Below are 25,138 nucleotides of genomic sequence, written 5' to 3' on the forward strand. Positions count from 1 at the left end.
CGTCCGGATCAGCCGCCGCGCATCGGCGGCATCACGACTCGCGGCGCCCGGCAGGCGCGCTTGTCGACCTCGGCACAGGACGTGAAGCCGAGCGACTTGTCGAGGCAGATGCGCACCTCGCGCAGCCGGCGGGAATCGCAGGTGACGGCGATCATGCCGGCATCGAGGCCGGGATTGACCGCGAGGAACGCCGCCTCGACATCGCCGGGCGAAACCATCCTGTAATCGTCGAGCTGGCGATATTCGGCCGGGATGACGATCGCCGCGCGAGCCTTGCGCACCGTATCGAAATAGGCGGTGGCATCGAGTCCGGAGCAGGTGCCGTGCTTGCGCCATTCATGGATCACCAGACGGCGGCTCGGCATCAGGTCGAGCATGGAGCGAACCACCGGCTCCGGCACGAAGGGGGCCGGCTTCTGGCAGTCTTCCGGCCAGCCGGAGGTGTTTTGCGGCCAGAGACCGTGCACCACGAAGGCGAAGGGGCGTCCGATCTTGCACTGGGCGGGGTCGGCTCGGTCGCCGGCGCTCTCGCAATAGGTGGGCGACCAGGAAAGGGCGAGCACATAATGGTCGAATTGGCCGGGCGTGCCGGGCTGCTGCGCCGCCGCCGGCGTAACGCCGCCGGTCAGCGAGGGAATAAGGGTGACGAGCGCCGCACAGAGGAGGGGAGAGGCAACAAGGGCGGCGCGGACAAGCCGCGCCGCGTCATTCAGCCTCACGGCAGCGCCATGCGGCAGTTGGGCGCGTAGGTCCAGGAACGGTCAAAACCCTGCACGCACCACTCGACGCCCCAGGAGAAGCCGATGAATCCGCCATCCTCGATGATCGAGTAATAGACCTTGTGACGGCTGCCGGTCGCCGATACGGCTTTGACCGCGCCGACCTTGCCGCCGACGTAGTGGCCGCCGGAATACACATGTCCCGCCGGCGCCGGAGTGCCGGAGACGATGACATCGGCCGAGCAGTAGCGGCGCGGCTGATATTCCGGTCCCCATGGCCGGAAAGCGATCTCGCGGATATCGTCGAAGCTGTCGATGGTGGCCGAAGAGGACCAATAGGTGCTTTCGGTCTCGGCGAAATGCTTCTGGATGCGCGACAGTGCCGCCGGGGTGTCGCAGGCGGGCACCTGGCCGCTATAGTTCGGTCCTGAGAGCCAGAAGTTCTTCTCGAGGAAGCTTGCCGCCTGGCCGGCGCCGGCAGAGGCGGCGAGCAGGGCGGCTCCCGCCAGCAGCCCCATTGCGCGGCGCGCCGCAACGCCCGCCTTCCGGCTCCGATGCCTGACCATGTCAACTCTCTCCAATGCGTTGACGCGACGATGCATCCCGTCCCGACACCGGTCAAGGACGGGCATGCAACACATCGGGCAAAATCCACTTCGCAAATACCGTGATCGGACCCTTCAGCGGAGCGAAGGCAGGTGTCCGGCGACGCGCAGGCCCGGCGGGCGGGCGGAGACGGCGCAGGGTTCGTCGAGAAAGATCCAGCTGGCGACATTCTGGTCCATGCCGCACACGGCGGTGCGCGGACCGGTGGAACCGGAAAGGCAGACGCGCGCGCCGTGCTGGTAATCGCGTCCGCCGGCGCGGCATTTGCAGTCGGCGAGGGCGCTGCCGCCGGTGGCCAGCAGCAGGGCGAGCGTTGCGGCGGCGTGGTGGATGGCGGGGGCGGTGGGCTTCGAGGCATGAGGGATGCGGGCATGCAACATGTGGGCACCCTCCCTGTTTCCGCGCGAGGCGCGGGCCGCCGCTCAGATGAGGCGGATCACATAGAGCTTACGCGTTGTCTCCACGACTTCCCATACGCCCTTGAAGCCGGGACGCAGCACGAAACTGTCGCCGGCGGCGAGGCGGACCGGCTCCTTGCCGTCCTCGTGCAGGATCGAGACGCCCGCCAGCAGGGAGCAGAATTCCCATTCCTCGTAATCGACGCGCCAGGCGCCGGGCGTCGATTCCCACACGCCGGCGAACAGCGCGCCGTCGGGCAGGGTCTCGAGGTTCCAGGTGCGGTGGAGCGGGTTGCCGGCGACGAGGCGCTCGGGTTGCGGGGCGGTCTCTTCCGGCGCACCGAGGGCGGCGAGATCGAAGGGAAGAAGAAAGGGCATCGGGAATCCGTGGCGGGGAGGAGAGCCGCGCAGCGCCTAGCCACGCGGCCCCGATCCTAGCTGAAGAAACCCTTGATTGTCGCCCAGATGCTTTTGGCCGGCGCTTCGCCGGTGGCGGAAGCCTCGACCGGTGCGGCGTCCTGCGGCGCGATCTGCGACTTGGCCACCACCTCGGGCGTGATCTGCGCGAACAGGGCGAGCTTTGCCAGCGTTGCTGGCCCGGCGAAGCCGTCGGCGTCGAGGCCGTTCTTGGCTTGATACTCCTTGACGGCTTTTTGCGTGCCGCTGCCGAATTTGCCGTCGGCGTCGAGGCCGAGCGCGGTCTGCAGCTTCTTCACCGTCTCGCCGGACGAGCCGACCTTCAGGAGAATGAGCTCGTAAAGACCGAGCGCCGCGAAGGTGTCCGGGCCGGCAATGCCGTCGGCGGCCAGCCCGTTCTTGCTCTGATACGCCTTCAGCGCCTCTTCGGTCTTCGGGCCGAACTGGCCGTCGGCGGGTAGGCCGAGCTTTTCCTGCAGGATTTTGACGGGAGTGCCGGCAAGGCCTTTTTTCAAGATCGACACGGCGATGTCCTCCTTTGCACGAGGCGCGCGCGACGCCGATGCCTCGGCTTCTGCGCGCATCCCGGATTGGAGATTAGGGCGCGATCGAGGGCGGCCAATATGAAACGTCGGGCATGCGACCGAAATCGCACGCCCGACGCTTCCCCGCGTACAGGACCGACGGCCGGCCGCCCCCCCGCCGCCGGTGCGAGGCGGGAGCCGGTCTATTCGGCAGGCGCCGGCTCGGCCTCGATCGATGCCGGCGGCAGGGCCTCCACCTCGGCATATTTGGCACAGGCGAGCAGGAAGCCGGCCACCATCACATAGGCCAGCGACACGCCGGGCGTGACGGCGATGCCGACCATCTCGCCATGCATGAAGCCGAAGAAGGTGAGCACCGCGCCGGCGAGGGCGAAGGCGGCGGCATGGGTGAATTTGCGGTCGATGACGAAGACGCCGATGGCGCCCAGCACCAGCCCGACCAGGATGGCGCCGCCGCCCATCACCTCAAGCCCGTGATAGAGCACGCCGACCGCGCCGAGCTTCTCCATGCCGATGGCATGGGCGGAAGTGCCGGCCATGCCGAGCGAATTGTCGATGAGCAGCTTCGCCCAGGCCGCAAGGTGAGGGGTCAGCGCCAGGATCACCGCCGGCGCGTGGCGCGACGGCGTGGTCTGGAACGCCTGGGCGCCGATGAGCATGCCGATATAGAGCAGGATCGGCGAGATGGCGACGACCGGCACCAGCGCCAGCAGCACGGCGATGATGCCGAACCAGGAGAGAATGATGACCATCAGCCCGGTGGCGGCGGAATAGCCGATGCGCCCGCCCATCGATTTCCAGCCGGGATGGCCGATATAGACGGCGTTGATGAAGGGGTTGCCCATCAGGCAGCCGATCAGGCTGACCACGCCGTCGGCGGTGAGCACGCGGGTGGTGGGATAGTGGTCGCCGGCGGCCTCGGCACTCTCCACATTGTCCATCGCCTCGACGAGGTCGTAAATGCCGAAGGGGATGGCGGTGATCAGGATGATGCCGAGATAGTTGAAGCCGTGGAAGACGTGGTCGAAGGCCGGCAGCGGAACCGAGAAGCCGAAATTGACGAAGGAGGCACCGAGCTTTTCGAGGCTCATGCCGCCATAGCCGAGGCCGAACAGGTTGGAGCCCCAGGCGATGATCATGCCGACCGCGATGGCGACGAGGCCGGCGGGAATCCCTTTGGGATATTTCACGCCGCCGAACCAGCTCACCATGATGATGGCGAAGCAGGTCAGACCGATGACCGGGGTCATGAAGATCTCGAAGGCCGGGCGCATGGAGATGAACGCCACCGACACGCCGGCGAGCGTGCCGAGCAGGGCGGCGCGCGGGGTGATCTTGCGGATGTAGGGCGCCACGAAGCCGCCGATCATCAGGATGAAGCTCTGGAAGAACACCCAGACGAGGCCAGCCTCCCAACCCTGGATCGGGTCGCCGGAGGCGGCCCCGATCGGCAGCATGATGACGAAGACCACGACGAACATGTGCGGCACCGAGATGCCCGAGGGCAGGGCACAGACGTCGTCGCGGCCGGTCTTCTTGGCCAGCTGGTAGCCGAGAAAGGCATAGTAGGCGGTGGACAGGAACATCATCAGCCCGACCGCCGGCAGGATGCGGCCGAACACGATCTCGGACGGCATCTTCAGCACGAATTGCAGCAGGCCGGTCAGCACCAGCATATTGACGAGGATGTTGGTACCGAAGCCGAACAGGGCGTTCCAGTCGCCCTTGGTCCATAGGATGGGCCGCATGCCGGTGCGCATGGGCGAAAGCGGAGACATCGATGTCTCGGACATGCTGGGGGCTCCTCGATGGGGCGTGGCGGAGAGGCGCATGCGCAGGCAATGGCGACCGGCCGGCCGGGCCGGCGGCAGGCACGGCGGTCAGGCGGCCGCGGCGGCGCCTCCAGCGGAGGCGGTGTCGAGGGCGGCAATGAAGGCGGTGCTGTCCGACACCCAGCCGAAGATGCCGCCCTGCGCCTTGATCATGTCGAGGCCGACGCGGTGGAACTCCGGGAAATAGGAGGCGCAGCAATCGGATAGCGCGACGCAGCGATAGCCGCGGTCATTGCCTTCGCGGATGGTGGTGTGGACGCAGACCTCGGTGGTGACGCCGCAGACCAGGAGCGTGTCGATGCCGCGGTTCTTCAGCATCAGTTCGAGGTCGGTCTGGTAGAAGGCGCCCTTGCCGGGCTTGTCGAGCACCGGCTCGCCCTCGATCGGGTAGAGTTCGGAAATGATATCGTGGCCGGCCTCGCCGCGGATGAGGATGCGGCCCATCGGGCCGGCGCAGCCGATACGGGTGGTCGGCTCGCCGCGCTCGACCTTGGCAGGCGGGGCATCGGCCATGTCGGGGCGGTGACCTTCCCGCGTATGGATGACCAGCATACCGGCCTCCCGTGCGGCGGCCAGCGCGTTTTTGCAAGGTTTCACAGCGGCTTGCAGCAGCGAGACGTCGTTGCCCAGCGTTTCGCCGAAGCCGCCGGGTTCGAGGAAGTCGCGCTGCATGTCAATGATGACCAGGGCGGTGCGCGCCGGATCGAAAGCTAGCGGCGCAGGCTCGGCGGCGAGGACGGGCATGGGCATCTCCGCGGATCGACGTCCAGGATGGAGACGAGGCCGGTGGACGCTTCAGCCGATCTCGTCCGTTGTATACGGAAATGTATGCATCAAGCATGCCATGCATAAAATTAAAGCGTATATGAGATTATCTCATTGATATAAATAGATAATAAGTTTTGGCGCTTCGCGCGGCCAAATTCAATTCTGCACAGAATCTGTTCACATTGGACGTGGTGTGCGATGTGGGCGGCCAGAATCGTGATCGAGGTCCGCTCGGCTTTCCCCGTTGGCGAGGGCCGGGGTAAAAGATGGACTGCCGGCGCATCTCGGAAACGCTCCATGCTCATCGCCCATCTCTCCGACCCGCATCTGCGGCCGAAAACCCATCTCTACCAAGACCTTGTCGATTCAAATGCCATGTTCGAGGCGGCCCTCGACCAGCTCGCCAGGCTCGATCCGCGGCCGGATGTGGTGCTGCTGACCGGCGATGTGGTCGACGAAGGCATGGCGGAGGAATATGCGGTGGCGGCGGAGATGCTGGCCGGCATCGGCCTGCCGCTGCTGGTGATTCCAGGCAATCACGATGAGCGGGAGGCATTCCGCGCCTGTTTCGCCGGACATCCTTATCTTGCCAAGGCCGGGCCGCTGCATTTCGCGGTGGGTGATCTGGGACCGGTGCGCCTCGTCGGGCTGGATGTCACCGTCCCCGGCGAGCATTACGGTGAGGTGGCCGATGAGGCCAGATTCTGGCTGGACTCGGTGCTCGCGGCCGAACCGGACCGGCCGACGCTGGTGATGATGCACCAGCCGCCCATTGTCAGCGGCATCCCCTATATCGACGACTATAATTGCCGGGGCGGCGACCGCCTCGCGGCGGTGCTCTCCCGCCACGGGCAGGTCGAGCGGGTACTCTGCGGGCATGTCCATCGCTTCATGCAGGCGCGGTTCGGCGGCACGCTGCTGGTGACGGCGCCGAGCACGGCGACCGCCATCGCGCTGCGCCTGCGTCCCGATGCCGAGCCGGCCTCCTTCCTCGAGCCGCCGGCCATGCTGCTGCATCACTGGACCGAAACTACCGGCCTGGTGACTCACTACCTGCCGATCGGGCGGTTTCCCGGTCCCTATCCGTTCTTCTGAACGGCGGCGTCCGAGGCCCTTTCCACGGCGGGGGCGAGACCCCATATTCCCGCCCATGGCCAAAGCTGCACGTCCCGGCGGATTCGGAGAGCGCTCCCAGCGCGCCTTCGAACCCGCGCAACCCGCCACGCTCGATCCCGCGCTCGCCGAAAAGCTCGGCGTGGCGCCGACGTCTGGCGCCTCCGCAACCGTCGCCGCGCTCTCGGCCCTGATCGAGGGCGGCCGCCCGGAGGTCGACGGGCAGGTGTGGATGCCGCACCGTCCGGCGCGGCCGGAAAAATCGGAAGGCGGCGTCCGGTTCGTCATCAAGTCCGACTACACGCCATCCGGCGACCAGCCGCAGGCGATCGACGAACTGGTGGCTGCGGCGGAGCAGGGCGAGCGCGACCAGGTGCTGCTCGGCGTCACCGGCTCGGGCAAGACCTTCACCATGGCCAACGTCATCGAGCGGCTGCAGCGCCCGGCCCTGGTGCTCGCGCCGAACAAGACGCTGGCGGCGCAGCTCTATGGCGAGTTCAAGAGCTTCTTCCCCGACAATGCGGTGGAGTATTTCGTCTCCTATTACGACTACTACCAGCCGGAAGCCTATGTGCCGCGCACCGACACCTTCATCGAGAAGGAATCGTCGATCAACGAGCAGATCGACCGCATGCGCCACTCGGCCACCCGTTCGCTGCTGGAGCGCGACGACGTCATCATCGTCGCCTCGGTGTCCTGCATCTACGGTATCGGCTCGGTCGAGACCTATGCCTCGATGACCTTCAAGATCGAGGTCGGCGACCGCATCGACCAGCGCGGCATCCTCGCCGACCTCGTGGCGCTGCAATATAAGCGCATCCAGGGCGATTTCGCCCGCGGCACGTTTCGCGTGCGCGGCGATGTCATCGAGATCTTCCCGGCGCATTACGAGGACCGCGCCTGGCGCGTCTCGCTGTTCGGCGACGAGGTGGAGAGCATTCAGGAGTTCGACCCGCTCACCGGGCAGAAGTCGCAGGACCTGAAATTCGTGAAGGTCTATGCGAACTCGCATTATGTGACGCCGCGTCCGACGCTGATCCAGGCCATCCAGGGCATCAAGGCCGAGCTGAAGATGCGGCTCGACGAGCTCAACGCCATGGGCCGCTATCTCGAGGCGCAGCGGCTGGAGCAGCGCTGCACCTTCGACCTCGAGATGATGGAGGCGACCGGCTCCTGCGCCGGCATCGAGAACTATTCGCGCTGGCTCACCGGCCGCCGGCCCGGCGAGCCGCCGCCGACGCTGTTCGAATATGTGCCGGACAACGCGCTGATCTTCTGCGACGAGAGCCACGTGACGATCCCGCAGATCGGCGCCATGTATCGCGGCGACTTCCGCCGCAAGGCGACGCTGGCGGAATATGGCTTCCGCCTGCCGAGCTGCATGGACAACCGGCCGCTGCGCTTCGAGGAATGGGAGGCGATGCGGCCACAGACGGTGCATGTTTCCGCGACCCCGGGCCCGTGGGAGATGGAACATTCCGGTGGTGTGTTCGTCGAGCAGGTGATCCGCCCGACCGGCCTGGTCGACCCGCCGGTGGAGGTGCGCCCGGCGCGCACGCAGGTGGACGACCTGCTCGGCGAGGTGCGGCAGGTGGCGGCCAAGGGTTACCGCACGCTGGTGACGGTGCTCACCAAGCGCATGGCCGAGGACCTGACCGAATATCTGCACGAGAACGGCGTCCGCGTGCGCTACATGCATTCGGACATCGACACCATCGAGCGCATCGAGATCCTGCGTGACCTGCGCCTCGGCGCCTTCGACGTGCTGATCGGCATCAACCTGCTGCGCGAGGGGCTCGACATTCCCGAATGCGGGCTGGTCGCCATTCTCGACGCCGACAAGGAAGGCTTCCTGCGCTCGGAGACCTCGCTGATCCAGACCATCGGCCGCGCGGCGCGGAACGTGGATGGCCGGGTGGTGCTCTATGCCGACAACGTCACCGGCTCGATGGAGCGGGCGATGGCGGAGACCGAGCGCCGCCGCGCCAAGCAGATCGCCTGGAACAACGAGCACGGCATCACGCCGGAGAGCGTGAAGAAGGCGATCGGCGACATCCTCAACAGCGTCTATGAGCGCGACCATGTGACGGTCGACACCGGCCTCGCCGAGGCGCCGGCGGCCTATGGCAACAATCTCGCGGCGGTCATCGCCGATCTCGAGAAGCGGATGCGCGCGGCGGCGGCCGATCTCGACTTCGAGCAGGCGGCGCGGCTGCGCGACGAGATCAAGCGGTTGCAGGCGACCGAGCTGGCGATCTCCGACGACCCGCTGGCGCGGCAGGACGCCATCGACGACCGCACCGGCGGCTATCGTGGCGAGCGGAAATATGGCCGCTCGGCCAACCTGCCGGAGAAGGCAGGGGGCGGCAGGTCGGGCGGCAAGTCGGGGCCGCGTTCCTCGCCGGGGCATGTGTCGTCCGGCCATGCGGCGCGGGCTGACGAGGCGCAGGCGGCCTATGAGGCGGGTGACGGGACGCGTGGCGCCTCGCGCATCGTCAGGCCGTCGCTCGACGACATGGGGCCGGGCACCGACCGCACCGAGCCGCTGAGCGCCAGCGAGTGGACCCGGCCGGAGCGGCCGGACCCGATGACCAAGGGCTACCGCAAGGGCGGGCGTCGCGCGCCGAAGCGGTGAGCGGGCGCCGGCAGGCGTTTCGGACCGTGGCCGAGGGATGCGTCAGAACACCTTCTTCAGCCAGATGCAGGCATGGCCGGGCGGGAAATCGTCGATCTGTCCAAAGCGCTGATAGCCCTGCTTCTCGTAGAACTCGGGCGCCTGGAAGCTGTAGGTGTCGACAAAGGCGCCGAGGCAGTCGCGGTGGCGGGCTTCCGCCTCGGCCTCGGCCAGCAGGGCGCGGCCGAGGCCGCGTCCCCTCGCATCGTCCGACACCCACAGCCAGTCGATAAACATCCAGCGGTAGAAGGTTCGCGCCTTCAGTCCTGCTCCGGCCGCGCCGTTCCCGTCACGGGCGATGGCCCACAGGTCACGGTAATCCGCTGCCCCCGCCCTGTCGTTGTTGTAGATGTCGAGCCCACGGTCGATCAGCGCCCGTACGTCGCTGTCGGGATCGGACTCTATGGCTATCCTCATGGGGTGGTCACTTCCGGCTGCGGTCTCTGCTCGTATGCGCGGAAGGCGCGACGCGTGGCAAGCGACGTTAGCTTTTCGGGTCATTCGCGGCAACAATGGATGGTGGCACTGTCGAGGGGAGGGGAGGGTTCCATGGGTTTCACGCAGGCGATATCGAGCGTGCTCGGCAAATATGCGACCTTCGAGGGGAGGGCGCCGCGCTCGGAATATTGGTGGTGGGCGCTGTTCACCATCCTGCTGAACTGGGTGCTCGGCCTGGCCGATCTCGCGCTGTTCGGCGCGTTTTCGTTCATCGCGACCGGCGACGTGCACATGTTCACGCCGCTCACCACCCTCGTCGGCGTCCTGCTGATCCTGCCGTCGATCGCGGTGGGCGCGCGTCGCTTCCACGACATGGATCGAACGGGCTGGTGGCTGCTGATCGGCCTGACCGGCATCGGCGCGGTGGTGATCTTCTTCTGGTTCATGTTCAAGGGAACCGAGGGGCCGAACCGCTTCGGGCCGGACCCGCTGGCCCGGTACTGAGGCGAACGATCCAGACAAGAAAAAGCCTCCATGACGGGTTGTCCGCCATGGAGGCTTTCGCCGAAGGTCTGCCGCGCCCGGCTGGCCGGGCGCGCGGCCAGGGAAGGCCTCAGCCGCCCTGCTGGATGGCGCTTACCGTCCACTCGCCTCCGCCGGCGGGGCGGGTGAAGGTCCAGAATTCCACCACCGATTCCAGGCGGTCGGGATCGCCCTGCACCAGGCGGCCGCTGGCACGCTCGATCACCGTGTCCTTGAGCTGGTAGCGCATGGCGACGGTGGCGAAGTCGCGGCCATCCTCGCTCCACGCCTCGGAGAGATCGCCCTGCAGCAGCTTCACCTCGCCAAGGCGATTCTGCAGGCCGTCCTGCGCATAGCCGTCGAGTTCCTCGGCCACATAGCCGAGCATTTCCGGCGTCATCAGCTGCGACAAGGTGGCGCGGTCGTCGCGGCTATAGGCATCCTGCACCTCGGCAAGCTTGCGCTCGAACGCGTCGAAATCGGAACCCTGAAGCTGCAGCGGCCGGCCGCGCGGGCGGCTGGCGAAGCCGGAGCGACCGGCCGCCGCGGCGTTCGACGCGGGAGCTGAGCTTCCGCCGCCGAACATGTCGCGCGCCAGCGGGGCGCCGGGCTGCGGACCCGATTGCGGGCCCTGCGCCGTGGCCGGGCTGTTGCGCGAGGCGAACCAGCGCATCGCCAGCCGGACGACGATGAAGATCAGCGCGACCTGCAGCAGCAGGCCGAGAATGCCGGCGAGACTGCCGAGGCCGGAGAAGAAGCCGCCGCCCATGAGCAGGCCGAACAGGCCGGCGCCGAGCAGGCCGCCCATCAGCCCGCCCATGAAGCCGGGACGGTTGAAGAAGCCGCCCTGCCGCGCCGGCGCGGCCATGCCGGCATTGGGGACGCCGGGATTGGTGGCGCCGGGCTGGGTGGCCGAGCGCTGCATGGTCTGTGCGGAAGGGGCGGTGGGGGTGGGGGCGGGAGCGGACCAGGTGCGCGCGCCGCGGCTTCCCATGCTCCTGCCGCCACCCGCGCGGGCATCGGCATCGGGAATGACGGCGATCAGGCTGCCGGCCACGATCAGCGCCGCCGCGCCGGCACGCGCGGCGGTGGCCAGGGTAGGCAGGCGGAACAGGGTCTTGATGCGCATGGCCTCTCTCGGAACTGACACGGGGGTCACAATGTGACGCTGCGTCAGCATATGGGGAGGCCATGGCCATTTGTCACCTCCCCGGCCGATCAAGCCTGCGGGAGGGCGACGCTCAGAAGCCGAGCTGCGTCTCGATGGCGGCGATGGAGCCGATCGGTGCCGGCGGTACGTTGGAAGCCTGCTTCTCGGCGGAGGTCTCGACAGCGCGGGGGACCGTCTTGAGGGCGGCGGCGGGCTGGCGGAGCGCGGCGGGAACTCGTTCCTCGGCGCGATTCCTGACGGCGGACATAACTCGATCCTCTTTTGCACGCGATACGCGGTTACGCGAATGCGACGTCTCTCACGGTAGGCACGACACCTTTATGGACCCGCAATCCTGAATGAGGACTGACCAGTCCGTTCATGGTCCCGGCTATTTCGTTCAGAATCGCGGCGGGTTCTAGGCGAATAGCGGGTAACTCAACGGCAATGGCTGCCGAGGTGTGGATTTGGGGGTGCTGCGGCCAAATGGCCACACCCCGGCATGCTAATTGCTAAGTTGCGTCGATCACGGGAGCGAATTAGCCATGTCTTTTGCCCTCACCCTCGCCCAGCCGGATGCCGAACCCGAAGTCGATGCCGGGATCGATCATTCGCTGCGCGACGACATCCGTATGCTGGGTCGCGTGCTTGGCGATACGCTGCGCGACCAGGAAGGCGAGCCGACCTACGATCTGGTGGAAACCATCCGCCGGGTCTCGACCCGCTTCCATCGCGAGGACGACGAGGGCGCGCGGCATGAGCTGGAGGAGATCCTGCTCGGCCTCGACCCCGACGAGACCATCTCCATCGTTCGCGCCTTCAGCTATTTCTCCCATCTCGCCAACATCGCCGAGGACCAGCATGTGATCCGTCGCGGCCGCGCGCTGGCCGCCGCCGGCCAGGGGCCGCGCCCGGGCACATTGGCGAACGCCATCGAGCGGGCGATGGAGGAGGGGGTCTCGACGGAGGGCCTGCGCAAGTTCTTCGACACCGCGCTGGCGAGCCCGGTGCTGACCGCGCACCCGACCGAGGTGCGCCGGCGCAGCACCATGACGCATGAGATGCGCATCGCCGAACTGCTCGCCGAGCGCGAGCGCACCATCGAGCCGACACCGGAAGAGTTCGCGCTGATCGGCGACGAGCTGCGCCGGCGGGTGCTGACGCTGTGGCAGACCAACCTGCTGCGCAAGACCAAGCTGACGGTGCTGGACGAGGTTGCCAACGGTCTCGCCTATTACGACTACACATTCCTCAGGCAATTGCCGCGGCTTTATGCGTCGCTGGAGGACCGGCTCGCCGGCATCGAGGACGCCGGGCCGGAGGCGCCGGAGGTGGGCTCCTTCCTGCGCATGGGCAGCTGGATCGGCGGCGATCGCGACGGCAACCCCTTCGTCACCGCCGATGTCACCCGCGAAACCATGCGCATGCAGGCCGCGCAGGCGGTGCGCTTCTATCTGCAGGAGCTGGACGAGCTTGGTGCCGAGCTGTCGATCAGCACCATCCGCGTCGCGGTGTCGGACGATCTGCTGGCGCTGGTCGATTCCTCGCCCGATCTCTCCCCGCACCGGCGCAACGAGCCCTATCGCCTCGCCGTCACCGCCATCATCGGGCGGCTCAAGGCCACCGCCTTCCGGCTGGAGGTCGCCGACCTCGTCGGTGTGACCGTGCCGCCGAAGGTGCGTGCCTACGCCTCGGCGGCCGAGCTGCGCGCCGATCTCGACGTGATCGCCGGCTCGCTCAAGACCCACAAGTCCGGCGCCATCGCCCGCGGCAAGCTGCGCGAGCTGCGGCGCGCGGTCGACTGCTTCGGCTTCCATCTCGCCATTCTCGATTCCCGGCAGAACTCGGACGTGCATGAGCGCTGCATCGCCGAGCTGTTCGAGGTGGCGGCACCCGGCACCGGCTACAAGAGCCTGCCGGAGGGTACCCGCGTCGCGCTGCTGCTGCGCGAGCTGACCACCGCGCGCCCGCTCACCTCGCCCTTCGCCAGCTATTCCGAGGAGACCGTCGGCGAGATGGAGATGCTGCGCACCTGCGCCCGCATCCACAGGATCTACGGCGCCGAGGCGTTGCAGACCTGCATCATCTCAAAGGCCGAAGGCGTCTCAGACATGCTGGAGCTGGCGCTGCTGCTGAAGGAGGTCGGCCTCGTCGACCCGGCCGGCGCGGCGGCGGTGAACATCGTGCCGCTGTTCGAGACCATCGAGGACCTGCGCAACTCCGCCAAGGTGATGGAGCAGATGTTCCGCCTGCCGGAATACCGCAAGCTGGTCGACAGCCGCGGCGGCATGCAGGAGGTGATGCTCGGCTATTCCGACAGCAACAAGGATGGCGGCTTCGTCACCTCCGGCTGGGAGCTCTACAAGGCGGAGATCGAACTGATCGAGGTGTTCAAGCGCCACGGCGTGCGGCTGCGGCTGTTCCACGGCCGCGGCGGCTCGGTCGGCCGCGGCGGCGGGCCGAGCTATGACGCCATCCTCGCCCAGCCCGGCGGGGCGGTGCAGGGGCTGATCCGCATCACCGAGCAGGGCGAGATCATCTCCTCCAAATATTCCAACCCGCAGGTGGGACGCGGCAACCTCGAGACCCTCGCCGCCGCGACGCTGGAGGCGACGCTGCTCTCCGGCGACGCCAAGGCGCCGCGCGAGGAATATCTCACGGTGATGGAGGCGCTGTCCGACGCCGCCTTCAAGGCCTATCGCGGCCTCGTCTACGAGACCCCGCGCTTCGAGGACTATTTCTGGGAATCGACCGTCATCAACGAGATCGCGACGCTGAACATCGGCTCGCGCCCGGCCTCGCGCAAGAAGACGCGGCGCATCGAGGACCTGCGCGCCATTCCCTGGGTGTTCTCCTGGGCGCAGTGCCGGCTGATGCTGCCGGGCTGGTATGGCTTCGGTACCGCCATCCGCGAATGGCTGGCCAAGAACCCGGACGGCTTGCCGCTGCTGCAGGAGATGTATCGCGAGTGGCCGTTCTTCCGCACCCAGCTCTCCAACATGGACATGGTGCTGTCGAAGAGCTCGATCGCCATCGCCTCGCGCTACGCCAAGCTGGTGGAGGATGTCGAACTGCGCGAGAGCATTTTCGGGCGTATCCGCGCCGAGCACCAGGCGGCGATCGAGGCGCTGCTGTCGATCTCCGAGCAGGAGAAGCTGCTCGGCTCCAACCCGCTGCTCGACCGTTCGATCCGCGCCCGCTTCCCCTATATCGACCCGCTCAACCACGTGCAGGTCGAGCTGCTGCGGAAGTACCGCGCCAACGATACCGACGAGAAGGTGCTGCAGGGCATCCAGCTGACGATCAACGGCATTTCGGCGGGGCTGCGCAATTCGGGGTGAGCCTCAGCCGGGCGGCGTCGGCGTCGCCTCCGGGGCGAGGTTCGGCGCCACCCGCGACATCAGGAACGCCGCCTTGATCAGCGCGGCATTGCCGGCGGCCTCGTCGCCGTTCGGCAGATGCTTGCCGTCCTCCAAGCCGATGCGGCCGTCGAGGCCGCGCAGCAGCGCGTCACGGTAGAGCGGCCAGACGGTGGCGTCCAAGCCGTGCTGCAGGATCGGCAGGTCGAGGCTGGCGCGGGCGAGCACGGTGCGGATGCCGGCGGCGACCGCCAGCCCTTCCGCTTCGTCCTGCTCGTTGATCTCGATGAGGACGCGCAGGCATTTCGGGGCCTCGGCGAGCTTCACGAAGCGCTCGGCATCGGCGACCGACCACAGCCCGGCCTCGACGCCGATGCCGCGCTCGAGCGCCAGTGCGATCATTTCCGGCGCATCGTCCTCGATGAGATTTACCGACACATAGTCCGGCCGCTCGGTCCAGGCGGCCACCGCGTCGAGCCGTCCGCGGCCGCCGGGGGCGATGCCGCCATGCGTCGACAGGCCCACCGGCACGCCGGGCACGCGGGCGCGGATGGCGGCCAGTGCGGCGGCGACGTCGGCCGGGTCGAGCGTCTCGGCCCCGCTCGCGTCGCGCGGGTGCACATGCAGCTCGCCGGCACCGGCGGCGACCACCATTTCCGCCTGGAAGGCGAGCTCGGCGGGGGTGAACGGCGTGTCGGCGTGAAACGCCTTGTCACGCGAACCGTTGAGGCAAGCCTGCAGCATGGGCAATTCCTGTCGGCTGTGGGATCCACCCCTTCAACCCGCGTGGAAGCCCATTCGTTTCAAGCGCGAAACGCTTCTCTCCAATGATTGCAGAAATTCCGAGCGGTCGCGCGGCGAAAACGGCCGGGGACCGCCGGTGACCGCGCCGGCCTCGCGCAGATCCTGCATCAGATTGCGGGTGGCGAGCTGCAGGCCGATGGAAGAGGCGGTGAAGGCCTTGCCGCTCGGCGCCAAGGCTTCCGCTCCCTTGGCCACCACCCGGGCGGCGAGCGGCACGTCGGCGGTGATGACGATATCACCGGGCTCCACCCGCTCGACGATCCAGTCGTCGGCGACGTCGGCGCCGGCCGGCACGATCACCCGCTCGATCCAGTCGGTGCGCGGCGTGTTGACGAAGCTGTTGGCGACCACGAACACCTTCAGCCGGTGGCGCTCGGCGACGCGATAGGTCTCGTCCTTCACCGGGCAGGCGTCGGCGTCGATATAGATGATGATGGATTTCGCCAAGGTATTGATTTGCAGCTGGTGGGGACGGCTCAAGAAAGAAGGGCTGCCCGCGAGGGCAGCCCTTCCCATGTCAGACCGCGGCCCGGCCAGGTAACCGTCCGAAGGACGGTGCTTTGTGTCGCATCACGCGGCACGGACCTCGCTAGAGGCAAGAGTCCAGGTCACGGATACCGACGACCGCGGATCAAGACGATCAGACACTGGATCACCTCCTTTCGATTGTTGACGACGAGATGAGCTTAACGTGATTCGCGCCCACGTCATCCTCCCTTGCGGCACGACTGTTCACATCGGGTTGCGGTGTGACATGTTCGGTGAGCGGAGCGGCGCCTGATCGGCCCGAACGAGGCTCCATGTCTGGATTCGAGCGCCGTTGCCGATCGATCGGAACGGCCTCTCGATGCGGGAGGTGACGATGCGCAGTGCCTATGGCTATGCCCTGAACAGGCCGCTTGGATGGATTCTGGCCGCGGCGCTGATGGCGACGCCCGCCCTCGGCCAGCAGGCTTCCGACACGCAGGCGCCGGAAGCCCCGAGCGCCATTGCCGGCGCGGCGAAGTCGGCGACCTCCACGCACTGGATGGTCGCCACCGCCAACCCGCTCGCCAGCCGGGCCGGCGCGGCGGCGCTGCGCAATGGCGGCAACGCCATCGACGCGCTGGTGGCGGCGCAGGCGGTGCTCGGGCTCGTCGAGCCGCAATCCTCCGGCCTCGGCGGCGGCGCGCTGCTGGTCTATTGGGACGCGGCGGCGAAGCGCCTCACCACCTTCGACGGCCGCGAGACCGCCCCCCGCGCCGCGACGCCGACGCTGTTCCAGGATGCCAAGGGCGAGCCGCTGAAATTCATGTCCGCCGTGGTGGGCGGCCGGTCGGTCGGCACGCCCGGCACGCCGCGGCTGCTGGAATTCGTGCACCGGCGCTACGGCCACATCGCCTGGGCGCATCTGCTCCGTCCGGCGGTGCGGCTTTCCGAGGAGGGCTTCCCGGTATCGCCGCGCCTCTCCAAGCTGATCGCCGAGGACGCCGAGACGCTGAAGGCCAATCCGGCCACCGCCGCCTATTTCTTCGACGACAAGGGCGCGCCGCTCGCCGTGGGCGCCACGCTGAAGAACCCGGCCTATGGTGACACGCTGCGCCAGCTCGCTCGCTACGGCTCGGCCGCCTTCTATCGCGGCCCGATCGCCCGCGACATCGTGCGCACGGTGCGCGGCGCGGGCAATCCCGGCGTGATGACGCTGGAGGATTTGCGCGCCTATCGGGTGAAGGAGCGGGCGCCGGTCTGTGCCGATTATCGCGAGGTGGATGTCTGCGGTATGGGGCCGCCGAGCTCCGGCGCCCTGACCGTCGGGCAGATCCTCGGCATGCTGCAATCCTACGATCTCAAGGCGCTGGGGCCGGAATCGCCGGAGGCCTGGCGGCTGATCGCCGATGCCTCGCGCCTCGCCTTCGCCGACCGCGACCGCTACATGGCCGACCAGGACTATGTGCCGATGCCGACCAAGGGGCTGCTGGCGCCGGACTACCTCAAGAGCCGCGCCGAACTGCTGCGGGGCGACGACGCGCTGCCGGAAGTGGCGCCGGGCAACCCGACCTGGGACCATGCCATGATGGCGCCGAAGCGGGCCGACGACGAGGCGATCGAGCTGCCCTCGACGACGCAGATCACCATCGTCGACGCGGCCGGCAACGTCGCCTCGATGACCTCGACCATCGAGGCCGGCTTCGGCTCGCGGCTGATGGTGCGCGGCTTCCTGCTCAACAACGAACTGACCGACTTCTCCTTCCGCTCGCAGCGCGACGGGGTGCCGATCGCCAACCGCGTCGAGCCCGGCAAACGCCCGCGCTCCTCCATGGCGCCGACCATCGTGATGAAGGACGGCAAGCCGCTGCTGGCGCTGGGCTCGCCGGGCGGCAGCCAGATCATCGGCTATGTGGCGAAGACGCTGATCGCCCATCTCGACTGGGGCATGGACCTGCCCGCCGCCATCGCCGCGCCCAACGTGCTGGCGCGCTTCGACACGGTGGAGATCGAGGAGGGCACCCCGGCCGAGGCGCTGGAGCCGAAGCTCGCCGCGCTGGGCTTCAAGGTGAAGAAGGCGCCGATGACCTCCGGCGTGCAGGCGGTGCTGATCGGGCCGAACGGGCTGACCGGCGCCGCCGATCCGCGCCGCGAGGGTTCGGTGATCGGCGAGTGACCGCGCCGCGTGGGAGGGTGTGCGACCCTAGTGGCTGATCATCCACGGGCGCGCCGAGGGGAAGCTCTTGGCGCCGCTCGCCGAGGTGGCGGTGCGGTTCTTCTTTGTGCGGCTTTTCATACCGCCCGAGCAGCAGGAGCAGCCGGCGGCATGCTTCGCGCGCTCCTGCTTCTCGCGGTAGCCGTCGACGCTCATCGGCGCATGGCGGGCCTGCTCGTTGGTGGCGTGAGCGGTCCGGTCGGCGCGCGACAGGCCGGAGAAATGCGGCGCGGTGAGCAACACCCGCGGCGCGAGGCTTCCGCAATCGGGACAGGGCTGCGGCGCCTGATATTCGCTCATCGGTCGGAGCACGGTGAAGTCGCCGCAGTCGTCGCAAAGATATTCGTAGACGGGCATGAGCCTTTTCCTCGGGCGTTTCCTCGATAGAGGCGGGGCGGCGTCGCCACCGTCCCGCCGGCCGGACGTTCAATTTGGGGGTCAAAGGTCCGGCGAGAGCGGCATGTCGACCGACCCGTCGATGAACTTGGTCGGACCGGCTGCCGAAGGCTTGATGTCGAAGTCGAAGATCTCGGTCGGCAGCCACAGGGTGGCGCAGGAATTCGGGATGTCGACGACGCCCGAGAAGTGGCCCTGCACCGGCGCGACGCCGAGGATCGAATGCGCCTGCGCACCCGAGTAGCCGAATTTCTTCAGGTATTCGATGGCGTTGAGGCAGGCCTGCCGATAGGCGACATTGGCGTCGAGATAGTGCTGCGTGCCGCTCTCGTCGACCGAGATGCCCTCGAAGATCAGGTAATCCTTGTAGTTCGGCGTGATCGGCGACGGCTTGAAGATCGGGTTCTTGATCCCGTACATCTCCATGCCGTTCTTGATCAGGTCGACCTTGATGTGCAGCCAGGCGCCGAACATCTCGATGGCGCCGCAGAAGGTGATCTCGCCGTCGCCCTGCGAGAAGTGCATGTCGCCCATGGAGAGGCCGGCGCCGTCGACATAGACCGGGAAGTAGATCTTCGAGCCGCGCGACAGGTCCTTGATGTCGCAATTGCCGCCATGCTCGCGCGGCGGCACGGTGCGCGCGCCCTCGGCCGCCACCTTGTCCCAGGCGTCGCCCTTGCCGAGCTTGCCGAGATGCGCGGTCTTGGCGAAGGGCGGGTTGGCGAGCGGCGGCACGCGGGTCGGGTTGGTGTCGATCAGCGCCTGCTCGCGGGCGTTCCAGGTGTCCAGCAGCTTCTGCGAGGGCAGGGTGCCGATCAGGCCGGGATGGATCAGGCCGGCGAAGCCGACGCCCGGCACGTGGCGCGAGCGGGTGAACATGCCCTCGTAATGCCAGATCGACTTCTGGGCGAACGGGAAGTGGTCGGTGAGGAAGCCGCCGCCGTTCTTCTTGGAGAAGAAGCCGTTGAAGCCCCATTCATGCCCTTTCAGCGTGCCGGCGTCGAGGATGTCGACGACGAGCAGGTCGCCCGGCTTGGCGCCCTTCACGCCGATCGGACCGGAGAGATAGTGCACGGTGGACAGGTCGACGTCGCGGATGTCGTCGGCGGAATCGTTGTTGGCGATGGCGCCGCCGGTCCAGTCCACCGTCTCGACGAGGAAATCGGCGCCGGGCTCCACCCAGGTGGCGATCGGAATGTCCGGGTGCCAGCGATTGTGCAGATAGTCGTTTTCCGTGGCCGGCTTCGACAGATCGACCGAGATCAGTGTTTCAGGCATGGCGAACTCCGTTCCCCTTGGGCTGCATGCGGAAGAGCTTGAAAATCGGGGCGCCGGCCTTGAGGCCGGAGCCGGGCCTCAGACGGAGAGGAAGCGCGCGACCTTGGCCTCGTCGACATCGGCGCGCAGGTCCTCATGGACGATCTCGCCGTTCTCGATCACCAGCACCCGGTCGGCGATGTCGAGGGCGAAGGACAGCACCTGCTCGGAGACGACGATGGACAGGCCGCGCTCGTCGCGGATGCGCTTAAGCGTGCGGGCCATCTCGCGGATGATCGAGGGCTGGATCCCCTCGGTCGGCTCGTCGAGCAGCAGCACCTTCGGAGCGGTCGCGAGCGCGCGGGCGATGGCGAGCTGCTGCTGCTGGCCGCCGGAGAGATTGCCGCCGCGCCGGCCCTTCATCTCCAGCAGCACCGGGAACAGCTCGTAAAGGTCCGGCGGGACCTTCGAGGCGCCGCGCGGGATCAGGCCGGTCTCGATGTTCTCCTGCACCGTCATGGTGGAGAAGATCATGCGGCCCTGCGGCACATAGGCGATGCCGTTGGCCACGCGCTCATAGCTCTTGAGCCGGGTGATGTCGGTCTCGCCGATGGAGACCGCGCCGCTCTTGGTGGGCACGATCCCCATCAGCGACTTCATGAGCGTGGTCTTGCCCATGCCGTTGCGGCCCATGATGGCGACGATCTCGTTCGGCGCGACGTTGATGTCGAGGCCGTGCAGCACCTCGCTCTGGCCGTAGGAGACATGGAGGTCGGCGATGTTGAGCATGGCGAGCCCCCTCAATGCCCGAGATAGACTTCGACGACCTTTGGGTCCGCCTGGACCTTGGCCATCGAGCCTTCCGACAGGATCCGGCCCTGGTGCAGCACCGTCACCTTGTGGGCGATATCCTCTACGAATTTCATGTCGTGCTCGATCACGATCACCGAGCGGTCCTTGATGATGCGGTTGAGCAGTTCGGCGGTCTTCTTGCGCTCGGAGACGCTCATGCCGGCGACCGGCTCGTCGAGCATCAAGAGTTCCGGGTCCTGGATGAGCAGCATGCCGATCTCCAGCCACTGCTTCTGGCCGTGCGAGAGATACTCGGCGCGCTGGTCGAGCTGGTCGGCGAGGAAGATGGTCTCGGCAACCTCCTGCACCCGCTGCTTCACCGCCGCGTCGCGGCGGAAGGTGAGGGCGCCCCTGACGGTGCGGCCCTTCGGGTAGGAGATTTCCAGATTCTCGAAGACGGTGAGGTCTTCATAGATCGACGGGTTCTGGAACTTGCGGCCGACGCCGGCGCGGACGATCTCGTGCTCCTTCATCCGGGTCAGCTCGCGCTCCTTGAAGCGGATCGAGCCGGCGGTCGCCTTGGTGCGGCCGCAGATGAGATCGAGCACCGTGGTCTTGCCGGCGCCGTTGGGGCCGATGATCACCCGGATTTCGTTCTCGTCGACATAGAAGGACAGGTCGTTGACTGCCTTGAAGCCGTCGAAGGAGACGGTGAGCCCCTCCACCGCCAGCACGAAGTCCTTGTTCATCTGGTCGCTGATGACATTGGCGTTCATGGTTCCGGCTCCTATTCCGCAACGGCAGGGGCGGCGGGGAGGACCGGCTCGGCGGCCGGAGGGGTGGCGGCGCGCTTTGCCGGCCCGCCGAAAAGCGGACCAAGGCGCGGGGCGACATAGGTCTGCCAGAGACCGGCGAGGCCGTTGGGGAAGATCAGCACCACGGCGATGAACAGGCCGCCGAGGCCGAACAGCCACAGCTCCGGGAAGCTCTCGGAGAAGGAGGTCTTCGCCCAGTTGACCAGCAGCGTGCCGTAGATGGCGCCGAGGATGGACAGGCGCCCGCCGACCGCGGTGTAGATCACCATCTCGATCGACGGCACGATGCCGACGAAGGAGGGCGACATGAACCCGACCTGCAGGGTGAACATCGCGCCGCCGATCGCCGAGAGCGACGCGGCGAGGCAGAACACGAACACCTTGAAGCTGGAGACGTCATAGCCGGAGAAGCGGACGCGATCCTCCTTGTCGCGCATGGCGACGAGGATGCGCCCGAGCTTGGATGACTTTACGTAATAGGCGAGCAGGATGCAGGCGATAAGCAGCCCGACGCAGACGAAGTAGAGGACGGTCTTGGCGGCGTCGGTGCGGATGTCCCAGCCGTTGAGGGTGCGCAGGTCGGTGATGCCGTTGATGCCGCCGGTATAGCCCTGCTGGCCGATGATCAGGATGGTCATGATCGCGGCGAGCGCCTGGGTGATGATGGCGAAATAGACGCCGCCCACCCGTCGCTTGAAGAGCGCGAAGCCGATGACCAGCGCGAACACCGCCGGCACCGCCACCACCGCGAGCGTGGTGAAGCCGAAGCTGCGGAACGGCTCCCAGAACCACGGCAGGGCGGTGATCTGGTTCCAGTCCATGAAGTCGGGGATGCCCGGCGTGGTCTGGATCTTGGTGTTCTCGACGCTGGAGGCTTCCAGCTTGAGGAACATCGCCATGCAATAGCCGCCGAGGCCGAAGAACACGCCCTGGCCCAGCGAGAGGATGCCGGCATAGCCCCAGCACAGCACCAGGCCGAGCGCCACGAAGGCGTAGGTGAGGTACTTGCCGACGAATTGCAGGCGGAAATTGTCCAGCGTCAGCGGCAGGACGACCAGCAGGAGGATCGCGAGGATCACGATCCCGATCATGTCCTGCGGGCGCAGGAAGAAGGTGCGGCCGGATGTGGGGGAGGGTGTGGTCATGCGCGGCTCCTCAACGACGGACCTTGATGACGAACAGACCCTGCGGCCGCAGCATCAGGATGACGACCACGCCGAGCAGCGTGAGGACCTTGGCCATCGAGCCGGACAGGAAGAATTCCATGGTCGATTGCGCCTGCGAGATGGTGAAGGCGGAGGCGATGGTGCCGAGCAGGCTCTGCGCGCCGCCGAAGACGACGACCAGGAAGGTGTCGACGATGTAGAGCTGGCCGGAGGTCGGGCCGGTGGAGCCGATCATGGTGAAGGCCGAGCCGGCGACGCCGGCGATGCCGCAGCCGAGGCCGAAAGTGTAGCGATCGACCTTCTCGGTGTTGATGCCGACCGCGCCGGCCATGACGCGGTTCTGCACCACCGCGCGCACCTGCTTGCCCCAGCTCGACTTGTACATGAGCAGGGCGACGGCGACGGTGATGGCGATGGTGAGGCCCATGACGAACAGGCCGTTGATCTGCACCTCGACCACCTCGGTGACGGGAAGCGAGCCCATCATCCAGCCCGGCAGCTCGACGCCGACCTCGCGCGGGCCGAAGACCGAGCGATAGACCTGCTGAAGAATGAGGCTGAGACCCCAGGTGGCGAGCAGGGTGTCCAGCGGGCGTTTGTAGAGATGGCGGATCATCAGCCATTCCGTCGCCATGCCGAGTGCGCCGGACGCGAGGAAGGCCAGGATCATCGCGATGAAGAAATAGATGCCGAACAGCGACGGCAGGTAGTTCAGGAAGAACTGCGAGGTGAAATAGGTGACATAGGCGCCGAGAATCATGAACTCGCCATGCGCCATGTTGATGACGCCCATCTGGCCGAAGATGATGGCGAGGCCGAGCGCCATCAGCACGAAGACGGAGAACAGGATCAGGCCGGCGAAGCCCTGCATCAGGAAGATGGAGCTGAGCTCGGCCAGCGAATAGTCGGAAAACATCAGGAATCCCCCGGCGTGCGCCCCGATGGCGCGGTTCTCGACAACCGAAAGAACCCCGGAGAGGGCGGAACCCTCTCCGGGCGACGGCGCAGCCGATCACTGGTAGCCCTTGGGGAACGGATCCGGCTCGATCAGTTCCGGCGTCTCGAACACCACCTTGAACTGGCCGTCGAGCTGCGCCTGGCCGACGCGGGTCTTCGACCACAAATGGTGGTTCGGGTGGATCTTGACGTATCCTTCCGGCGCCTTGTTGAACTCGATACCGGCCGAGGCCTCGGCGATCTTGTCGACATCGAAGGAGCCGGCCTTCTCTACGGTCATCTTCCACAGCCACGGGCCGAGATAGGCGGCCTGCGTCACGTCGCCGATCACCGTCTTCTCGCCCCACATCTTCTTGAAGGCGGCGACGAAGTCCTTGTTGTTCGGGTTGTCGAGCGACTGGAAGTACTTCATGCAGCTATAGGCGCCGGCGATGTTGTCGCCGCCGATGCCGTCGATCTCGTCCTCGGTGACGGAGATGGTGAGCAGCGTCTGCTTGTTGAGGTCGATGCCGGCGGCCTTGAGCTGCTTGTAGAAGGCGACGTTCGAGCCGCCGACGACGGCGCAGTAGATCACGTCCGGCTTGGTCAGCTTGATCTTGTTGATCACCGAGTTGAACTGGGTGTGGCCGAGCGGGAAATATTCCTCGCCCGCCACCTTGCCGCCGAGATGCGCCTCGATGTGCTTGCGGGCGATCTTCATCGAGGTGCGCGGCCAGATATAGTCGGAGCCGATCAGGTAGAAGCTCTTGGCGCCCTTGGTCTTGTTGACCCAGTCGAGGCCGGCGAGGATCTGCTGGGTAGCCTCCTGGCCGGTGTAGATGACGTTCTTGGACTGCTCGAGGCCTTCATAGAAGGTGGGGTAATAGAGCATGCCGTTATACTGCTCGAACACCGGCAGCACCGCCTTGCGCGAGGCCGAGGTCCAGCAGCCCATCACCGCCGCCACCTTGTCGTTGACCAGCAGCTTCTTGGCCTTCTCGGCGAAGGTCGGCCAGTCGGAGGCGCCGTCCTCCTGGATGAACTTGATCTTGCGGCCGAGTACGCCGCCCATGGCATTGATCTGCTCGATGGCGAGCTTCTCCGCCTGCACCGAGCCGGTCTCGGAGATCGCCATGGTGCCGGTGACGGAATGGAGGATGCCGACCGTGACTTCCGTGTCGGTCACGGCAAGGCCAGTCGTGTTGACCGCCGACGTCGCCGGTGCCTGGGCAAAGGCCGAAGTAGAAAACAGGGCGGTGGACGAAAGCAGAGGCGCCGCGGGAAGGGCGGCAAGACCTTTCAGAATTCTGCGGCGCGTCGAAGAAAAATTATCCGAGCCGTCATTATGCGAAGACATACGATCCCCTCCACGGGTTTGACGTGGCCTCAACAAGCTTGCCGATGTGCTTGTGTTGAGGCGATGGTGGGGAACGATGCCGTGCCGCAGCAATACGTCGATTGACGTATAGGGGTTTGCCGGCGTCCGCCTCACCATGTCTGCGAGGTTGGCGGATATAGAATCCACCGATCGGGCTATTTGTTTTTACGCGCGTGCGCGCAGGGGCGCGTGCGGGACGGGGAGGTTTCTACTTTTCGAATGATCGGATAGTGGCGCCGGCCGGCGTCGCCCGACGGTGGCTCCATTTTCGATTTCGGCGCGAGTGCATGGGTTCGATGGTCGCGCGGCACAATCCTGGCGTGCGTGGTGTGTTTTTTGCTGGCGTGCGACCGGCCCGGACGTGGCTGGCGGC

The 25,138-nt window shown here is 66.7% G+C and carries 24 protein-coding genes; 5 read left to right on the forward strand and 19 right to left on the reverse strand.

Features of this window, described 5'->3' with window-relative positions; all coding sequences use genetic code 11:
* Positions 1-8 precede the first annotated feature (8 nt).
* The 7 genes from J2X65_RS05515 to J2X65_RS05545 form a co-directional block, all read right to left on the reverse strand.
* Complete coding sequence (locus J2X65_RS05515; RefSeq protein ID WP_310199091.1) at positions 9-719, reverse strand: ribonuclease T2; 711 nt, start codon at positions 717-719, stop codon at positions 9-11.
* Positions 716-1,285, reverse strand: a complete 570-nt coding sequence (locus tag J2X65_RS05520; protein WP_310199092.1) for a hypothetical protein — start codon at positions 1,283-1,285, stop codon at positions 716-718. The genes J2X65_RS05515 and J2X65_RS05520 overlap by 4 nt, the downstream gene beginning before the upstream one ends.
* Positions 1,286-1,399: 114 nt before the next feature.
* The gene (locus tag J2X65_RS05525; RefSeq protein WP_310199093.1) at positions 1,400-1,705 is read right to left on the reverse strand and encodes a hypothetical protein; all 306 of its coding nucleotides are present in this window, start codon (positions 1,703-1,705) and stop codon (positions 1,400-1,402) included.
* 42 nt (positions 1,706-1,747) lie between these two features.
* Positions 1,748-2,101, reverse strand: coding sequence for a cupin domain-containing protein (locus J2X65_RS05530; RefSeq protein WP_310199095.1), 354 nt, complete (start codon positions 2,099-2,101; stop codon positions 1,748-1,750).
* Positions 2,102-2,157: 56 nt separating this feature from the next.
* A complete protein-coding gene (locus tag J2X65_RS05535) occupies positions 2,158-2,724 on the reverse strand; it encodes a peptidoglycan-binding protein (protein WP_310199097.1) in 567 nt (188 codons plus the stop codon).
* Between the two features lie 143 nt (positions 2,725-2,867).
* On the reverse strand, positions 2,868-4,478 hold the full coding sequence (locus J2X65_RS05540) for a regulator (RefSeq protein WP_310199099.1): 1,611 nt from the start codon (positions 4,476-4,478) through the stop codon (positions 2,868-2,870).
* Between the two features lie 87 nt (positions 4,479-4,565).
* Positions 4,566-5,267: a cysteine hydrolase family protein gene (locus J2X65_RS05545; RefSeq protein ID WP_404977668.1), complete on the reverse strand. Its 702-nt coding sequence runs from the start codon at positions 5,265-5,267 to the stop codon at positions 4,566-4,568.
* Between the two features lie 315 nt (positions 5,268-5,582).
* Here J2X65_RS05545 and J2X65_RS05550 point away from each other — a divergent pair, with 315 nt between their 5' ends.
* Both J2X65_RS05550 and uvrB read left to right on the forward strand, forming a co-directional pair.
* Entirely contained in the window at positions 5,583-6,380 is a 798-nt protein-coding gene (locus J2X65_RS05550; RefSeq protein ID WP_310199102.1) for a phosphodiesterase, read from the forward strand.
* A 55-nt stretch (positions 6,381-6,435) separates the two neighbouring features.
* Positions 6,436-9,033, forward strand: a complete 2,598-nt coding sequence (gene uvrB / locus J2X65_RS05555; protein WP_310199104.1) for an excinuclease ABC subunit UvrB — start codon at positions 6,436-6,438, stop codon at positions 9,031-9,033.
* A gap of 42 nt (positions 9,034-9,075) precedes the next feature.
* On the opposite strand, the gene J2X65_RS05560 is transcribed toward uvrB, so the two are convergent.
* Entirely contained in the window at positions 9,076-9,489 is a 414-nt protein-coding gene (locus J2X65_RS05560) for a GNAT family N-acetyltransferase (protein WP_310199106.1), read from the reverse strand.
* Between the two features lie 132 nt (positions 9,490-9,621).
* Between J2X65_RS05560 and J2X65_RS05565 the strand changes: the two genes are divergently transcribed.
* Entirely contained in the window at positions 9,622-10,014 is a 393-nt protein-coding gene (locus J2X65_RS05565; RefSeq protein ID WP_310199108.1) for a DUF805 domain-containing protein, read from the forward strand.
* 109 nt (positions 10,015-10,123) lie between these two features.
* On the opposite strand, the gene J2X65_RS05570 is transcribed toward J2X65_RS05565, so the two are convergent.
* Together J2X65_RS05570 and J2X65_RS05575 are read right to left on the reverse strand one after the other, a co-directional pair.
* A complete protein-coding gene (locus J2X65_RS05570; RefSeq protein WP_310199110.1) occupies positions 10,124-11,161 on the reverse strand; it encodes a TIM44-like domain-containing protein in 1,038 nt (345 codons plus the stop codon).
* 112 nt (positions 11,162-11,273) lie between these two features.
* Positions 11,274-11,450: a hypothetical protein gene (locus tag J2X65_RS05575; RefSeq protein WP_310199112.1), complete on the reverse strand. Its 177-nt coding sequence runs from the start codon at positions 11,448-11,450 to the stop codon at positions 11,274-11,276.
* A 277-nt stretch (positions 11,451-11,727) separates the two neighbouring features.
* Between J2X65_RS05575 and ppc the strand changes: the two genes are divergently transcribed.
* The gene (ppc, locus tag J2X65_RS05580) at positions 11,728-14,523 is read left to right on the forward strand and encodes a phosphoenolpyruvate carboxylase (protein ID WP_310199114.1); all 2,796 of its coding nucleotides are present in this window, start codon (positions 11,728-11,730) and stop codon (positions 14,521-14,523) included.
* Positions 14,524-14,526: 3 nt separating this feature from the next.
* On the opposite strand, the gene J2X65_RS05585 is transcribed toward ppc, so the two are convergent.
* A complete protein-coding gene (locus J2X65_RS05585) occupies positions 14,527-15,285 on the reverse strand; it encodes a 3-keto-5-aminohexanoate cleavage protein (RefSeq protein ID WP_310199116.1) in 759 nt (252 codons plus the stop codon).
* A 33-nt stretch (positions 15,286-15,318) separates the two neighbouring features.
* Positions 15,319-15,792 carry a YaiI/YqxD family protein gene (locus tag J2X65_RS05590; protein ID WP_310199118.1) on the reverse strand — a complete coding sequence of 158 codons (474 nt, stop codon included), beginning with the start codon at positions 15,790-15,792 and terminating at the stop codon, positions 15,319-15,321.
* Between the two features lie 415 nt (positions 15,793-16,207).
* Between J2X65_RS05590 and ggt the strand changes: the two genes are divergently transcribed.
* A complete protein-coding gene (ggt, locus tag J2X65_RS05595; RefSeq protein WP_310199120.1) occupies positions 16,208-17,986 on the forward strand; it encodes a gamma-glutamyltransferase in 1,779 nt (592 codons plus the stop codon).
* 27 nt (positions 17,987-18,013) lie between these two features.
* Here the strand turns inward: ggt and J2X65_RS05600 are convergent, their stop codons facing one another.
* The 7 genes from J2X65_RS05600 to urtA all read right to left on the reverse strand — a co-directional run bounded on the left by J2X65_RS05600 (position 18,014) and on the right by urtA (position 24,744).
* On the reverse strand, positions 18,014-18,382 hold the full coding sequence (locus tag J2X65_RS05600) for a zinc ribbon domain-containing protein (protein ID WP_310199122.1): 369 nt from the start codon (positions 18,380-18,382) through the stop codon (positions 18,014-18,016).
* 81 nt (positions 18,383-18,463) lie between these two features.
* Positions 18,464-19,699 (reverse strand): formamidase, encoded by a 1,236-nt coding sequence (gene fmdA / locus J2X65_RS05605; protein ID WP_310199124.1) that lies wholly within the window; start codon positions 19,697-19,699, stop codon positions 18,464-18,466.
* Between the two features lie 78 nt (positions 19,700-19,777).
* On the reverse strand, positions 19,778-20,467 hold the full coding sequence (gene urtE, locus J2X65_RS05610; RefSeq protein ID WP_310199126.1) for an urea ABC transporter ATP-binding subunit UrtE: 690 nt from the start codon (positions 20,465-20,467) through the stop codon (positions 19,778-19,780).
* An 11-nt stretch (positions 20,468-20,478) separates the two neighbouring features.
* Complete coding sequence (gene urtD / locus J2X65_RS05615; RefSeq protein WP_310199128.1) at positions 20,479-21,246, reverse strand: urea ABC transporter ATP-binding protein UrtD; 768 nt, start codon at positions 21,244-21,246, stop codon at positions 20,479-20,481.
* Between the two features lie 11 nt (positions 21,247-21,257).
* Positions 21,258-22,376 (reverse strand): urea ABC transporter permease subunit UrtC, encoded by a 1,119-nt coding sequence (gene urtC, locus J2X65_RS05620; RefSeq protein ID WP_404977670.1) that lies wholly within the window; start codon positions 22,374-22,376, stop codon positions 21,258-21,260.
* 64 nt (positions 22,377-22,440) lie between these two features.
* Positions 22,441-23,367, reverse strand: a complete 927-nt coding sequence (gene urtB, locus J2X65_RS05625) for an urea ABC transporter permease subunit UrtB (protein WP_310199132.1) — start codon at positions 23,365-23,367, stop codon at positions 22,441-22,443.
* Between the two features lie 96 nt (positions 23,368-23,463).
* The gene (gene urtA, locus J2X65_RS05630) at positions 23,464-24,744 is read right to left on the reverse strand and encodes an urea ABC transporter substrate-binding protein (protein WP_310199134.1); all 1,281 of its coding nucleotides are present in this window, start codon (positions 24,742-24,744) and stop codon (positions 23,464-23,466) included.
* Positions 24,745-25,138 lie beyond the last annotated feature (394 nt).

The organism is Ancylobacter sp. 3268 (assembly GCF_031456575.1).
In the GTDB taxonomy this organism is placed as follows: domain Bacteria; phylum Pseudomonadota; class Alphaproteobacteria; order Rhizobiales; family Xanthobacteraceae; genus Ancylobacter.